Source organism: Ralstonia sp. VS2407 (assembly GCF_052950655.1).
In genome coordinates this window covers 380,290-393,166 of record NZ_JBRFVG010000002.1, presented here as the reverse complement: position 1 = coordinate 393,166, position 12,877 = coordinate 380,290, and the positions used below count along the sequence as shown (strand labels likewise).

General features: G+C 63.1%; 12 protein-coding genes. 7 read left to right on the top strand and 5 right to left on the bottom strand.

Annotated elements, in window-relative coordinates; all coding sequences use genetic code 11:
• Positions 1–5: 5 nt before the first annotated feature.
• The 3 genes from ACU8YE_RS04900 to ACU8YE_RS04890 form a co-directional block, all read right to left on the bottom strand.
• Positions 6–506, bottom strand: coding sequence for a BCAM0308 family protein (locus ACU8YE_RS04900; RefSeq protein WP_232039464.1), 501 nt, complete (start codon positions 504–506; stop codon positions 6–8).
• A gap of 281 nt (positions 507–787) precedes the next feature.
• The gene (locus ACU8YE_RS04895) at positions 788–1,738 is read right to left on the bottom strand and encodes a DUF2950 domain-containing protein (RefSeq protein WP_446928214.1); all 951 of its coding nucleotides are present in this window, start codon (positions 1,736–1,738) and stop codon (positions 788–790) included.
• Complete coding sequence (locus ACU8YE_RS04890; RefSeq protein ID WP_446928213.1) at positions 1,735–2,934, bottom strand: DUF3300 domain-containing protein; 1,200 nt, start codon at positions 2,932–2,934, stop codon at positions 1,735–1,737. The genes ACU8YE_RS04895 and ACU8YE_RS04890 overlap by 4 nt, the downstream gene beginning before the upstream one ends.
• A 239-nt stretch (positions 2,935–3,173) precedes the next feature.
• Between ACU8YE_RS04890 and ACU8YE_RS04885 the strand changes: the two genes are divergently transcribed.
• Entirely contained in the window at positions 3,174–4,460 is a 1,287-nt protein-coding gene (locus ACU8YE_RS04885) for an erythromycin esterase family protein (RefSeq protein WP_446928212.1), read from the top strand.
• Here ACU8YE_RS04885 and ftsH read toward each other — a convergent pair.
• Both ftsH and ACU8YE_RS04875 read right to left on the bottom strand, forming a co-directional pair.
• A complete protein-coding gene (ftsH, locus tag ACU8YE_RS04880) occupies positions 4,452–6,395 on the bottom strand; it encodes an ATP-dependent zinc metalloprotease FtsH (RefSeq protein WP_260801794.1) in 1,944 nt (647 codons plus the stop codon). The genes ACU8YE_RS04885 and ftsH overlap by 9 nt on opposite strands.
• A 387-nt stretch (positions 6,396–6,782) precedes the next feature.
• A complete protein-coding gene (locus tag ACU8YE_RS04875) occupies positions 6,783–7,283 on the bottom strand; it encodes a lecithin retinol acyltransferase family protein (protein WP_232039470.1) in 501 nt (166 codons plus the stop codon).
• 339 nt (positions 7,284–7,622) lie between these two features.
• Between ACU8YE_RS04875 and ACU8YE_RS04870 the strand changes: the two genes are divergently transcribed.
• The 6 genes from ACU8YE_RS04870 (at position 7,623) to ACU8YE_RS04845 (ending at position 12,771) form a co-directional block, all read left to right on the top strand.
• Positions 7,623–8,045, top strand: coding sequence for an Hsp20/alpha crystallin family protein (locus ACU8YE_RS04870; protein ID WP_232039471.1), 423 nt, complete (start codon positions 7,623–7,625; stop codon positions 8,043–8,045).
• 17 nt (positions 8,046–8,062) lie between these two features.
• On the top strand, positions 8,063–9,427 hold the full coding sequence (locus tag ACU8YE_RS04865) for an MBL fold metallo-hydrolase RNA specificity domain-containing protein (protein WP_232039472.1): 1,365 nt from the start codon (positions 8,063–8,065) through the stop codon (positions 9,425–9,427).
• On the top strand, positions 9,424–10,365 hold the full coding sequence (locus tag ACU8YE_RS04860) for a ribose-phosphate pyrophosphokinase (protein WP_446928211.1): 942 nt from the start codon (positions 9,424–9,426) through the stop codon (positions 10,363–10,365). Before ACU8YE_RS04865 ends, ACU8YE_RS04860 begins: the two co-directional genes overlap by 4 nt.
• 29 nt (positions 10,366–10,394) lie before the next feature.
• A complete protein-coding gene (locus ACU8YE_RS04855; protein ID WP_232039474.1) occupies positions 10,395–10,673 on the top strand; it encodes a DUF1488 family protein in 279 nt (92 codons plus the stop codon).
• Positions 10,674–10,683: 10 nt separating this feature from the next.
• Complete coding sequence (locus ACU8YE_RS04850) at positions 10,684–12,231, top strand: thymidine phosphorylase family protein (protein ID WP_316871007.1); 1,548 nt, start codon at positions 10,684–10,686, stop codon at positions 12,229–12,231.
• Positions 12,232–12,336: 105 nt separating this feature from the next.
• Positions 12,337–12,771, top strand: a complete 435-nt coding sequence (locus ACU8YE_RS04845) for a hypothetical protein (RefSeq protein WP_446928210.1) — start codon at positions 12,337–12,339, stop codon at positions 12,769–12,771.
• The last annotated feature ends 106 nt before the right edge of the window (positions 12,772–12,877 follow it).

The window sequence follows — 12,877 nt, the reverse complement described above, 5'->3', positions numbered from 1 at the left end:
GGGTACTACCGGCTCCATTTCACGTGCAGTTCGGTCTCTGCGTTGCCATAGTCAAACGTCAGGTGTCCGTGGAATGCATGGTGGATTGCATGGCCGATATCGCGCGCCAGATGAAAGCCGGTCGTCAGGATGTCAGTGCCGCTGCTCGTGCTTTCGACAGCCATGATGCGCTCCATTGGATGATCGGCGCGCAGATCAGCTTCGCGGTGGCGGGCGAGTGTCAGGATCTCTTCTCGATGGGCCGCCTCAAAGTCTCCAGACAGGTGGATTCGTGCTGCGGGCATTTGGTCGGCGGCACGCTGGCATGCCGAGCAGACCAGGGAAGTGGCCCCAGGTGGCGGGCTGCGCCACAACCAGCGGCCCTTGAGATAGACAGCACCGCAAACTGGGCAGCAGCTTGCAGCCGGTGCCTTGTCGGGTTCCCGATATCGGTTGTGGATCGGCTCGACGGCAAACGGGCTCCAGCGTGCCGGCCGCACTCGTTCGGATTGAGAGCGTTGTTTCATGTTGACTCCTGTGAGGGCGAGTTCCTCCGGCCTGTTGCAGACCAGAACCTGCAACGCAGTCGCGGTGGACACTTCTCAGAGTACCTTCCGCAGCGCGACGCAATTTGGGCTGAATCAAGTCTGCGTGCCGCGGTACTCATCAAATCAGACTTGAGTGGAAATGCGCTCCGATGGCGCGCATGACGGCCAACTTGGCAGGCAGCGTTTCCTGCTGCTTCAGAGTCAGGCGCGCGTTCCATGATGTCGTTATCTTCAGAATTGCCGGGGGTTAGAGCACGGCATCACGGCAATGCGGGGCTCCAGCGCTCGTCGGGGTCATACGCGCGCATGCGCCGCGTGATCTGGGCGGTATGCGGGCCGAGGTTCCTTTGGTATACGACGCCATCCTGGTTGACGATAAACGTCATGACACCCGATGCCCCGAAGGTTGCGGGAAATGCGACCAGTGCGAATCCGCCTGTCATCTGTCCGTCGTCGACATAGCTCCGCGCGCCGCCCGGCGCGTGCTCTCCCTGCCGAGTCAGGATCCGGAAGACGTAGCCATGAAAGGGGATGACCTTGCCCGCGCCTGACGTGTCCTGGCGTCGTGCATCGGCGAGCGCGATGAGCGGTCCCAGCGGGCTCTCTTCATCTCCGGCGGAAGGCACCCAGAACAGGCCATCATGCTTGCCGGGTGAACTGCCTAGGCGCTGTGCAAACACGGCGCGCCCATCTGCGGTGCGGTGCGACGTGCCATAAGCCAGTTGCGCTTCGACATACGCCCGGCAGACGCGGATTGCGTGTGCCTCGTGGTGGCCAATACGTCGATCAATGATCTGCTGTGCGCCGGCTTTCGTGTCAAAGCGCCAGCGCGTGCCCCGCCTTGCCAGCGGGATCGGATAGGGCCATTCGTCTTTGCCCAGGAGGATGACGGCATGGCCCTCAGCGTCTCGTTCGATTCGATGCGCTTCGTCGTATGCGGAGGCCAGCTTGCTTCGGGCGATCTGTTCGCCGATGGGGTCACCCGATTTCACCAGCGTTGCCCCTGCCGGCCCGAACAGGAGGAGCAGGGCATCCGCGTTGCCCGAGCGCCATGCGGATGCCAATGCCTCGGCAGCGTTCTCGGGGGAAGAGAACGCCTGCTGCGCGGGCTTGTCGGCCCAGGATGAAACGGCGGACGCATAGAGAACCAGCATCGCCAGTTGCACGGCAAGGCGGCGCAGGCGCAGCGCTCTAGAGATCTTGTGCATCATCGTCTCCCGTGCCCGCCGCCCGCTGCGCCGTGGGGTGCAAAGCCACCAGAGCGTGGTCCAGTAGGCTGGGGCGGGGCGGGCGACATGCGGCTGGCTTGCCCGCGTTGGGCTTGTCCGCGCACATCGGATCCGCGCCCGAACGACTCGAACGTGGGCGGGTAGCCAGGTGACTGGCGCGGGGAGGAGCGTGCACCGGGAGCGGGCGCCGGCCTGGCCGGCGGCGGCCGGATTGTCGGATGCACAGGCGAAACCGGGGAGGGGCGTATTACGGAGCCCGCTGGCGGGGCCGGGGGCGTTGGGTAACCACGAAACCCGCGCCGCGCGTCCGGCGAGATCGCAGAGCCCGGGCCGAACCGCCCCCGCGATGCTCCCGGATATGGCACGCCATGGCGATGCCCCGGGTCATGGGCCCAGACGCCACTGGGTGGCGGACGATGGCGGTCGATGTTGCCGAAGCGGCCCCGGTCAATATCGATGTGATGGCCGTGCCAGTTCCAATGGCTCCAGCCCCACAACGGAACGACGACCGAAAAACCCACCCACCCGAACCCGAGCCCGCCGACGATCACTCCGCCCCAGATGTCGGGAAAGATGTACGGCGGGTAAGCGGGATAGGGCCACGGCCCATAGACGACGTAAGGGTCATAGACCGGAACGTAGACCACGTTCGGGTTGGTGGGCTCGATGATGATGGCGCCATCCTGCGTTGACACCACAGCTTGTGTGGTCGACCCCAGGGTGCCGTTGGCTTGAGCCCGGCTGCGCAAGCGCTGGATCGAGTCCATGACCGCGCCCTCGTCGGCCAAGAATGCGTTGCCTACGCGTTCCGTCCAACCCAGGTTGTTGTTCATCATGTGCAGGAGCCCGGGAAACGGCACCAGAGATTTCACGCTCGGATCCCACGGCAACGGCGCGAGGGCTTCAGCCAACTGGTCGCCCCCAAGGGCGGCGTGAGCGGGGTCACGCACCCAGCGATCAGCCTGCACCACTTCAAGCGGATATGTGGCTGCCATGAGGATCTGCGCGACCAATGCGTCCGGATACAGCGCGATGGGTGCCAGCATTTGATCGAGCTGCACTGCGGTGGCGGGTTGTAGATCGTTTTCCGATGCATCCGGCTGCGGTATTGCCGGGCTGCCAAACAAGAGCAGGAGAGCCAGGGCAATGGCCAACTGCCTTACCCATTGCGCTTTCATTGGCTGCCTCCGCAAGAATGGCGGCCGCACGCGCGAACCGGGCGGGGCCCCGATTCATATTGGACGATTGGTTTGGATGGCGATTGATGAGCGTCAACGCACGGGCAACATCCGCGCCAGCGTGCGCGAACGGCGGTACGCCCATCGAGGGGCCCGTCGTTTGCGATAGCGCAATCAGCGTGCAGCCGCGCTGTCTAGACTGCAAATACCGCAGCGACATCCCGTGGAGTCGATCGCCCATGTCCACACCGCTCACACCTTTCCTTGGTGTACGTGAAGTGGCCAGCCGCCTCACTGGCAGCGCTGGCGATTACGACCGCCTTGTGGAGATGGCCCGTGCAAAGCGCTACGTTCTCCTGGGCGAGGCGACGCACGGAACACGCGAGTTCTATCAGACACGCGCAGACATGACGCGGCAGTTGATCATGCAAGGCGGCTTTGATGCCGTCGCCATCGAGGGAGATTGGCCGGATGTGTGGCGCATCAATCGCTATGTTCAGGGCGAGGGCACGGACACCGCCGCCCAGGCGCTGGGAGATTTCCAGCGGTTTCCCGAGTGGATGTGGCGCAATCCGGAGATGCTCGACTTCATCAGTTGGCTCCATGAGCACAACGCGGCTCTTGCCGCGCCGGAACGTGTTGGTGTCTATGGGTTGGATCTGTACAGCCTGTACAGGTCAGCCGAGGCTGTCATCGAATACCTGCAGAAGACCGACCCGGAACAGGCGGCGGTGGCGCGGATGCACTACGCAGCGCTGGACCACGTGCGTGAACCCATGACGTACGGCTACGAAGCGGCCGCAGGTTTGAGGTTGCCTGCGCAACGTGAGGTGATCGAGCAACTGCGCCGGCTTCGGGCGGGCGAGGCCAGGCTGATCGAGCAGGACGGCATTGCTGCCATCGACTCGCATTTCTTTGCCGAGCAAAACGCCATCGTCGTCGTCAACGCAGAGGCGTACTACCGTGAATCATTCGGGCACCGCGTCAACACGTGGAACCTGCGCGACGCCCACATGGCACAGACGCTGTTTGGTTTGGCTGCGTATCGGCAGCGCCGTGGCGGTGACGGGCGGATCGTGGTGTGGGCGCACAACTCGCATGTGGGCGACGCACGGGCAACGGAATCCGCCAGCCGGCATGAGTGGAACCTTGGGCAGCTCGTGCGCGAGCAGGTTGGCGGTGCCGCTTTGCTCGTCGGCTTTACGACCTATACCGGCCACGTGTGCGCCGCATCCGAGTGGGGTGGCGAGGCGGAGCGGAAATGGGTGCGGCCAGCGCGGCCAGACAGTTGGGAACACCTGTTCCATAGCACGGGGCTCGATCGCTTCTTCCTCCCGCTTGGCGATACGGCGGCAGATGTGTTCCGCGAACCACTGCTGGAACGGGCAATCGGCGTGCTGTACCTCCCCAAGACCGAGTACGCGTCGCACTACTTCGATGCCGCCATTGGCGCCCAGTTTGACGCGCTGATCCATCTGGACGAAACCTCCGCCATCGAACCATTGACTTCGGCGCTGTTACCTTGAATGCGGCTGTTGCGCGGGCTGTGGTGCCGTGGCGCTGGCGGGAGAACCCGCTTCTGCCTTCGGAGGCGGCATCGGGGTCACGTTGCCAGACAGGATCATGTCCAGGTCGTGGCGGTCAACCACCTCTTTGTCCAGCAACATGCGCGACAGTGCTTCCAGTTTGGCGCGCTGGCCTTCCAGCGTGGCGGTTACGCGCGCGCTGGCATCGGACAGCACCTTGCGCACTTCCGCATCGATCAACTGAGCGGTGTCTTCGCTATATTCCTTGCGCTCGCGCTGCATCAGGCCGGTACCGGCAAGGAGCGGGTTGGGCGTTTGCTCGTAGGTGGCCAGACCAAGCTGCTCGCTCATGCCGAACTGGGTGATCATCTGGCGCGCCATGTCGGTTGCGCGTTGCAAGTCGTTCTGCGCACCAGTCGATACGTCGTGGTACACGATCTGCTCGGCAACGTAACCGCCCAGCAGCACGTCGAGCCTGTCCAGCAATTCGCTGCGCTTGAGCAGATAGCGGTCTTCCGTCGGGGTCTGTTGCGTGTAGCCCAGGGCGGCGATACCTCTTGGAATAATGGAAACCTTCGAAACACGATCAGCCAGCGGGCGGTGCTCGGCCACGATGGCATGGCCTGCTTCGTGGTAGGCGATCGTCTCCTTTTCTTTGGCGTTCATCACGCGGTTCTTCTTCTCAAGGCCACCTACGATGCGATCAAGCGCCTCGTCGAAGTCGACGGTCTGAACGGCGGATTTACCTTCGCGCGCCGCAAGAAGCGCCGCCTCATTGACCAGGTTGGCCAGGTCGGCTCCGGCAAAACCCGGGGTTCGCGCGGCGATCTTTCCCAAGTCAACATCGGCCCCCAGCGTGACGTTCCTGGCGTGGACCTTGAGTATCTGCTCTCGACCCTTGAGGTCGGGCCGGTCCAGGGCAACGTGGCGGTCAAACCGTCCGGGACGAAGCAGGGCAGGGTCGAGTATCTCGGGCCGGTTGGTCGCGGCCATGATGATGACGCCCTTGTTGCTGTCAAAGCCGTCCATCTCGACCAGAAGCTGGTTCAGCGTCTGCTCGCGCTCTTCATTGCCGCCGACGAGGTTGAACGCACGCGTCTTGCCCAAGGCATCGAGTTCATCAATGAAGATGATGCACGGCGCCATGGATTCGGCCTGACTGAACAGATCCCGCACGCGCGCCGCACCGACGCCAACGAACATCTCGACAAACTCCGACCCGCTCATGCTGAAAAATGGCACGGCTGCCTCACCGGCAACTGCCTTGGCAAGCAGCGTCTTTCCCGTGCCTGGCGCACCCACGAGCAACACACCCTTGGGGATCCTGCCGCCCAGGAGCTGATACCGCAACGGCTCTTTCAGAAAGCTGACGATTTCCGACAGTTCCTCCTTGGCTTCGTCGATGCCGGCAACGTCGGCAAAGGTCACGCCGGTTTCTTTTTGCATGTAAACCTTTGCCTTGCTCTTGCCGATCTCCATCAATCCACCGGCCGCAGCGCCGCCCATGCGCCGGATCAGGAAGTTCCAGACAGCGAAGAACAGGAGCGCCGGCACGACCCAAGACAGGAGCGTGCTCAACCATTTGTTGTCCGGCCGACCGACAAAGCGCACCTTGGCGGCCTCCAACTCCTGAACCAGGGCCGGGTCATTCACGCGGAGGGTCTGGAAAGGATGGTCGCCCTTGCCCGTGCGGCGAATGGCATCGATCTGCTGCTGCGTCAACAGCCCCTCGACGCCTTCGGTCGAAAAAGTGCCTGTGATGTCCTGGTCACCAATGGCGACGTCCTTGATCTTGCCCGCATGCAGGAGGACCTTGAAGTCGCTATAGGGGAGGGTGTCGACCTGCTCGGACATGAACAGCGTTTGGAGCGCCAGCATGGTCAACGCGACGATGACGGCGTACCAGAGCGAGAACCTTTGTTGCCGTGGCTGCATACTCTCTTTCACTTCGTCACCCTCGCATGGTCGTGCGCCAACCAAGGTCCGATCGAACCTTGATGTTCGTGCTTGAGCCGGTAGGGCGGTTGATGCGGATCAACCACCGGCCAAGTCCCACCGCCGTGCAGCAGGAAGATTTGCGTTGCGGCTATTGGCGGCGTACGCGCGATGGCGGAAACAGTCTCCAGCAACCGGCCTGGTGACGGAAGAAGACGATGGCAAGTGGGCGGGCGGATGTCGTCAATTCCGCACGCACGCAGCCACAATCAACGCCGGGGCAATGCAGCCGCGTGATTCGCAGATGCGGTGTGTCGCTCTGGCCAAACCACTTGGCAATCAGTTCGTGCAAGGAGGTGTCGGATTGGGGCATGGTGCGCTCCGGCTTCATGCGGCCTGAGCCGGCGGCTGCGCAGTGCGCCATTCGGCGGAAAGTGCCAGCAGCATCAGCTTGAACAGCGTGCGCGCAGCCCGCAGAGGGCTCTTCAGGCACGCCTCCACCTGTGCGCTGCGGCATTCTCCAAACAGACACCACGAACAGAAATGCTCGCAGTTGTTGGTCAGCAGCCGATAGTTGCGCTCGCCCAGGCGTGAACCGGCACGGCGAGCGACTTCTTCGCCGTCGTAGCAGGGGCTGGCGTCGCACTGGATGGTTACCGCAAAACCACATGCAAAGCAGCCAATCGAGATGCGCTCGACCGGCCCGCAGCGCTGGCGGCGGGAGAAGCCGGCGTAGTGAATCACCTGGCCATTGCCGACATAGATGCCGTGGTGTTGGTATCCATCACGGCCCGCTACGAGGTGTGCGCCAACGGGGAGCACAGTATCGAAAGCGGCGAGGTCTTGCGAGTCATTGCATTGGGCGGTGCAATCGATGTTCTGGATCATGGCGCGCTCCGTTGTACTGGCTGGCGTTGTCGGGTTCCGGGGGCGGTTCGGCAAGACGCTGCGTTGCTCGTTGGCGTGTCATCAGTATTGGCAGCGTGCTCGCCGGCGTCATGCAGGCTGTGCTGAGAATGCTGTCGGAGCTGCTGGTGTCCATGTCAGGAAAGCCTGACAAGGCAGCCGGCACCTCTGAAGCGATGTGCGGGGTACGAATCCCACCGCGCCCGTGCGGCGGCCACAGTGCGTCGCCGTTGATCTGCCGCAAGGCGCTCCGGCACCGCCGTGCCACGATGAATTTGTTGGCCCTAATTCCCCCCCGGGCCGAATCATCAGGAGGCAGCCATGAGTCAACTCAAGCGTTATGACCCGTTCGCCATCGAGCCGGTGGGCGATATCTTCCAGGGGCTGTTGCGCTCGTTTCGCGGCAGCATGGATGGCGCGCTGCCATTCAAGGTAGACGTAACCGAGTCGGACAAGGCATACAGCGTTGTCGCTGAAATTCCGGGTGCGAAGAAGGAAGACATCGACGTGACGGTCGATCGCGGCACGGTCATGATCTCGGCCAAGGTAGAGCGCAGTTCCGAGGAGAAGGAAGGCGAACGCATCATCCGCAGTGAACGCTACAGCGGATCGATGCAGCGCATGTTCACGCTCGATGCGGCAGTCGATGAAAGCAAGGTCGATGCGACGTACGAGAACGGACTGCTGCGCGTGACGCTGCCCAAGAAGGAAGCGTCACCGCAGCAGCGCGTGACGATTCGCTGAGCAGCAGGGGCGATCGCATGCGGCTGCAATTTCTCGGCGCCACCGACACGGTGACGGGCTCCAAGTACGTGCTTGAGACCGGCGGGCGCCGCGTCATGGTCGACTGCGGGCTGTTTCAGGGCTACAAGTCATTGCGCCTGCGGAACTGGGACAAGCTCGCCGTCAACCCGCACCACATCGATGCCGTCGTGCTCACGCATGCGCACATCGACCACAGCGGCTACCTGCCGCTGTTGGTCCGCAATGGGTTTCATGGCCCCGTCTATTGCACGAAAGGTACGGCCGAACTGTGCAATATCCTGCTGCCTGACAGCGCTCGGCTTGCGCAGGAGGACGCCCAGTACGCCAACGCCGAGGGGTTCTCGCGCCATCATCCCGCCTTGCCGCTCTACGATGAAAAGGATGCTGCCAGGGCATTGCGCCGTCTGCATCCCGTTGCTTATGGCGAGCGCTTTCCCGTTGCCGAGGGCGTGGAAGCGGAGTTCCACCGTGCAGGACACATCATTGGCGCGGCCACGGCGACATTGTTGGCCGAGGGCCGTCGCATCGTCTTTTCCGGCGATCTGGGGCGGCAGGTCGATCCTGTCATGCGGCCACCCGAGCCCATTGCGGAAGCCGATACCTTGCTGGTGGAATCCACCTATGGGGATCGCGTGCATCCGGCGGGGGATCCGCTCGATGCGTTGCAGCAGGTTGTGCAGCGGACAATCGGGCAGGGCGGCACGCTGCTGATCCCTGCCTTTGCGGTGGGGCGTACGCAAGAGCTGTTGTACTGCCTCTACACGCTGATCCGCGAACATCGGATCCCGCATGTGCCGATCTATCTTGACAGCCCGATGGCCGAACTGGCGACCGGGGTGTTTGCACATCATGTTGACGATCTGCATATCGGGGCTGCCGACTGCCAGGCCGCCTGTGCGTTGGCCATTCCGGTGCAGAGCCCTGAACAGTCGAGGCATTTGGGGAGCGATCGCGCACCTAAGATCATCCTTGCGGCAAGCGGCATGGCAACGGGCGGCCGTGTGCTGCATCACCTCAAGAGCTTTGGCGGCGGCAAGCGCAACGCCATCCTGATGTCAGGGTTCCAGGCGGCCGGCACACGTGGCGCGGCGCTGCTGGCCGGTCAACGGGCATTGCGGGTGCACGGACGTGAGGTCGCCATCCGCGCCTCGGTTGAACAGATTCAGAATCTGTCCGCCCACGCGGATGTCGATGAACTGATGACTTGGCTAAGGGGCTTCACGCGGCCGCCACGGCAGACCTTCATCGTGCATGGAGAGCCCGCCGCCAGCGACGCCTTGCGCCAGCGCATCGAGCACGAACTGCAGTGGTCAGTCCGCATGCCGGAGTATCGCCAGTCCTACGATCTGGAGGGTGCATGACCGCGCCGGTCGTTGGTCTGGACCCGCAGCGCGTGCTGATTGCCATGCCGGGCTGCGAAGCTGCCACCATGCGCCTTGCCACGCCGCTGAGCGCCGAGTTGGGCCATGCGGCCGTGAGCCACTTTCCGGACGGCGAGTCCTACGTTCGGCTTTACACACCCGTGCACGGCGCAGAGGTGGCCATCGTCTGCACGCTCGATCATCCGGACGAGAAGCTGTTACCGCTGCTCTGGCTGGCGATTGCCGCACGCCAGGGCGGGGCGCACCGTGTTGGATTGATCGCGCCGTACTTGGCGTACATGCGGCAGGACGTCATCTTCAAAGCCGGCGAGATTCGCGCAGCAGAGCACTTTGCCGCCTTGCTGAATCCGGTGTTCGACTGGCTTGTCACGGTGGATCCGCATTTGCACCGCATCTCACATTTATCGAATGTCTATCGCATGCCGACCGTGGCCGTGGAAGCCGCGCCTGCCATTGCCGCATGGATCCAGACTCACGTAAAGGCACCGTTCCTGATCGGGCCCGACGACGAAAGCAGGCAGTGGGTCGAGCATGTAGCTGGCCTTTGCCAGGCTCCATGGGCGGCATTGACCAAAACGCGACACAGCGCATGGCACGTGGAAATTGCGGATTTGCCAAACATTCCACCGGGTTGTGCGCCCGTGCTGGTCGACGACATCATCTCAACGGGGCGCACGATGCTCGCCGCAGCAAGCTTGCTGCAGCGTGCGGGCAAACCGCAGCCGGTTTGCGTCGGCGTGCACGCTGTGTTTGCCGCCGACGCGTATAGCCAGCTCTGCGCGGTGAGCGCAGAGATCGTGACGTGCGACACCATCCCGCACCCCTCGAACGAGATTGCCCTCACGGGGCCGCTGGTTGACGCCGTTTCAAGCATGTTCGATTTACCCCTGCCTTCGGGCAAGCAGGTGCTTGTTTGACCAGGGCACGTTCGTATCTGGAGGCCATCATGAAAGAGATCAGGTTCCTGCCTGACGAGCCGACATACTGCGCCGCAGGGCCGCGTCTGCAATGCCGCGCGTCGGTCGATGGCAGTTCCGCAAGCTATGCAATCACGGCGGAGGCTCTTGAAGACCACTTTGGCGCGCTGTCCTGCCGGTCGGACGATCTGCTCAGCGCATTCAAAGCGCACCGCGGCGATATCGAAGACGTCGCGCGCATGCTGTTCGAGCAGACAGGTTCCAAAGAGATCACGCTACACAGCGGGCACTTCCGCTTCGCCAGCTGACGCGCATGTCATGAGCACCCTCTCCGTGCCCACGGCTGACGCACCCGTCGTGCCGCCGGGATGCCTCAGGTTCAAGGCGCTTGGCATCGATACGTGGCAAGAGCACGTTATCTACATGCACCCGGACAGCGCGATCTGCCGGTCGGAAGGCTTTGCCGCACAGGCGCGTGTGGAGGTCGAGATCGGGCAGCGATCGACCATCGCCACGCTCAACCTGGTCGGATCTGGGCTGCTAGAGAGGCATGAAGTGAGTCTCTCAGCCGCTGCGGTCGATGCGTTGATGGCGCGCCCAGGGGATGAGGTCTGCGTCAGGCATGCGCCGTCGCTCGAGTCGCTGCGGGCGCTGCGGGCGAAGATCTACGGGGGGCATCTCGACGCAAAGCAGTTGCAGGAGATCATTGCCGACATCTCGAACGAACGCTATGCGGATGTCCATATCGCAGCTTTCCTGAGCGCTTGTGCAGCGGGCCGCATGACCATCAAGGAGACCATCGACCTCACGCAAGCGATGGTCGACTCCGGCGAGCGGCTGCAGTGGGATCGCGCGGTCGTGGCGGACAAGCACTGCGTAGGCGGTCTTCCCGGCAATCGCACCAGCCCCATTGTCGTGGCCATTTGTGCAGCGGCTGGGCTGCTGTTGCCCAAAACCTCATCACGCGCCATCACGTCGCCGGCAGGCACCGCCGACATGATGGAAACGCTCACCCGCGTGAATCTGACCGCTGCGGAGCTGCGATGCGTTGTGGGGGAGGTTGGGGCATCGCTGGCATGGGGCGGGGCGTTGAGCCTGAGCCCGGCGGACGATGTGCTGATTCGCGTGGAAAGGGCGCTCGATGTCGACAGCGATGCGCAGTTGGTGGCATCCATTCTTTCGAAGAAGATCGCGGCCGGGTCCACCCATGTGTTGATCGACGTGCCTGTGGGGCCGACGGCCAAAGTCCGCTGTGTCGAAGACCTCGAACGCCTTGAAATGCTGCTCAAGCGCGTGGCCCATGCGTTTGGTGTGCAGGTGTTGATGGTGCGCACGGATGGCGCACAGCCCGTTGGACGTGGAATCGGCCCCGCGCTGGAGGCAAGAGACGTTCTGGCCGTGCTGCAGCGTTCCCCTACGGCGCCGTTCGACTTGCGGGAACGGTCGTTGTTGCTCGCCGGCGCATTGCTGGAGTTTTGCGGCGCCGCTGCGGCCGGAACGGGGCTGGACATGGCAACCGGCCTGCTGGATAGCGGAGCCGCATGGCGGAAGTTCGAAGCGATTTGCGAGGCGCAGGGAGGCTTGCGCATCCCCGGGGAAGCCGTCTTCCGCCGCGACGTCGTTGCCGAGCAACATGGCGTCGTCACGAACATCGACAACCGCCACCTTGCCCGCATCGCCAAACTTGCGGGCGCACCGATGCGTCAAGTTGCGGGCGTGCAGATGCATGTGCGACTGCGCGATCAGGTCAATGTCGGACAACCGTTGTTTACGATTCACGCGCAAGCCTCGGGCGAGCTGGAGTATTCGTCGGCATATGCGTTGGCGCATGCTGTGGTGGGCCTGTCACCGGTGGGCGCGGGCTGACATCAGGCTAGCCAGACTTTCGCCGGGAAGCTGCGCCAAACGAAGGGCACATTGCGTTACAATTCGGCCATGCCACGTGCGACCGCAAGCATCTCGCTTCGGGCAATGCTGTTGTTGACCATCGTGTTGATGCAGCTGCTAAGCCCGCTTCTGCACGGCCATCTCGGAACACCGAAACAATTTGGCCTGCACGTGCATACCGCGGTTCCTGCCGCAGTTGATTCTCATTTCCAACCCGCAGCGTTTGCCCACCGTCCTCTCATTGAGGAATCGGCCGGGGCCGGTCATCATGACTGGGCATTGACAAGCCAGGAACCCTTTGAGGTAGACGTCGAGCCTGCCATTGGCCCTGCGGATCTGGGTGCATTTCTTTGGGCAGCGGCGGCGCCGGGGGTATCCGCGCTGACGTTCCTCCTGCTTGCGGCGCTTGCTCTCGCCGCAGTATTGCGTCCTGCCTATCGGCCAACGCCCGTTCGAGCGCGCTGGCGCGATCGCATCAATCGGCCACCTCCTGCACAGGCGCCTCCGCTGCAGTTCTGATCCGTACCCGGTTGACGGCCGGCGAGCGCGTTGCTCCGCAACTTGTTGACTTGCAACAAGCCCCTCGTGTCTGCATTGGCGATGATGAATGCGTCAGAAGTGTTGT

What these genes read in the sequence shown, in the direction of transcription:
- ACU8YE_RS04900 (WP_232039464.1), bottom strand. Translation starts at nt 506, where the DNA reads ATGAAACAACGCTCTCAATCCGAACGAGTGCGGCCGGCACGCTGGAGC.
- ACU8YE_RS04895 (WP_446928214.1), bottom strand. Translation starts at nt 1,738, where the DNA reads ATGATGCACAAGATCTCTAGAGCGCTGCGCCTGCGCCGCCTTGCCGTG.
- ACU8YE_RS04890 (WP_446928213.1), bottom strand. Translation starts at nt 2,934, where the DNA reads ATGAAAGCGCAATGGGTAAGGCAGTTGGCCATTGCCCTGGCTCTCCTG.
- ACU8YE_RS04885 (WP_446928212.1), top strand. Translation starts at nt 3,174, where the DNA reads ATGTCCACACCGCTCACACCTTTCCTTGGTGTACGTGAAGTGGCCAGC.
- ftsH (WP_260801794.1), bottom strand. Translation starts at nt 6,395, where the DNA reads ATGCAGCCACGGCAACAAAGGTTCTCGCTCTGGTACGCCGTCATCGTC.
- ACU8YE_RS04875 (WP_232039470.1), bottom strand. Translation starts at nt 7,283, where the DNA reads ATGATCCAGAACATCGATTGCACCGCCCAATGCAATGACTCGCAAGAC.
- ACU8YE_RS04870 (WP_232039471.1), top strand. Translation starts at nt 7,623, where the DNA reads ATGAGTCAACTCAAGCGTTATGACCCGTTCGCCATCGAGCCGGTGGGC.
- ACU8YE_RS04865 (WP_232039472.1), top strand. Translation starts at nt 8,063, where the DNA reads ATGCGGCTGCAATTTCTCGGCGCCACCGACACGGTGACGGGCTCCAAG.
- ACU8YE_RS04860 (WP_446928211.1), top strand. Translation starts at nt 9,424, where the DNA reads ATGACCGCGCCGGTCGTTGGTCTGGACCCGCAGCGCGTGCTGATTGCC.
- ACU8YE_RS04855 (WP_232039474.1), top strand. Translation starts at nt 10,395, where the DNA reads ATGAAAGAGATCAGGTTCCTGCCTGACGAGCCGACATACTGCGCCGCA.
- ACU8YE_RS04850 (WP_316871007.1), top strand. Translation starts at nt 10,684, where the DNA reads ATGAGCACCCTCTCCGTGCCCACGGCTGACGCACCCGTCGTGCCGCCG.
- ACU8YE_RS04845 (WP_446928210.1), top strand. Translation starts at nt 12,337, where the DNA reads ATGCTGTTGTTGACCATCGTGTTGATGCAGCTGCTAAGCCCGCTTCTG.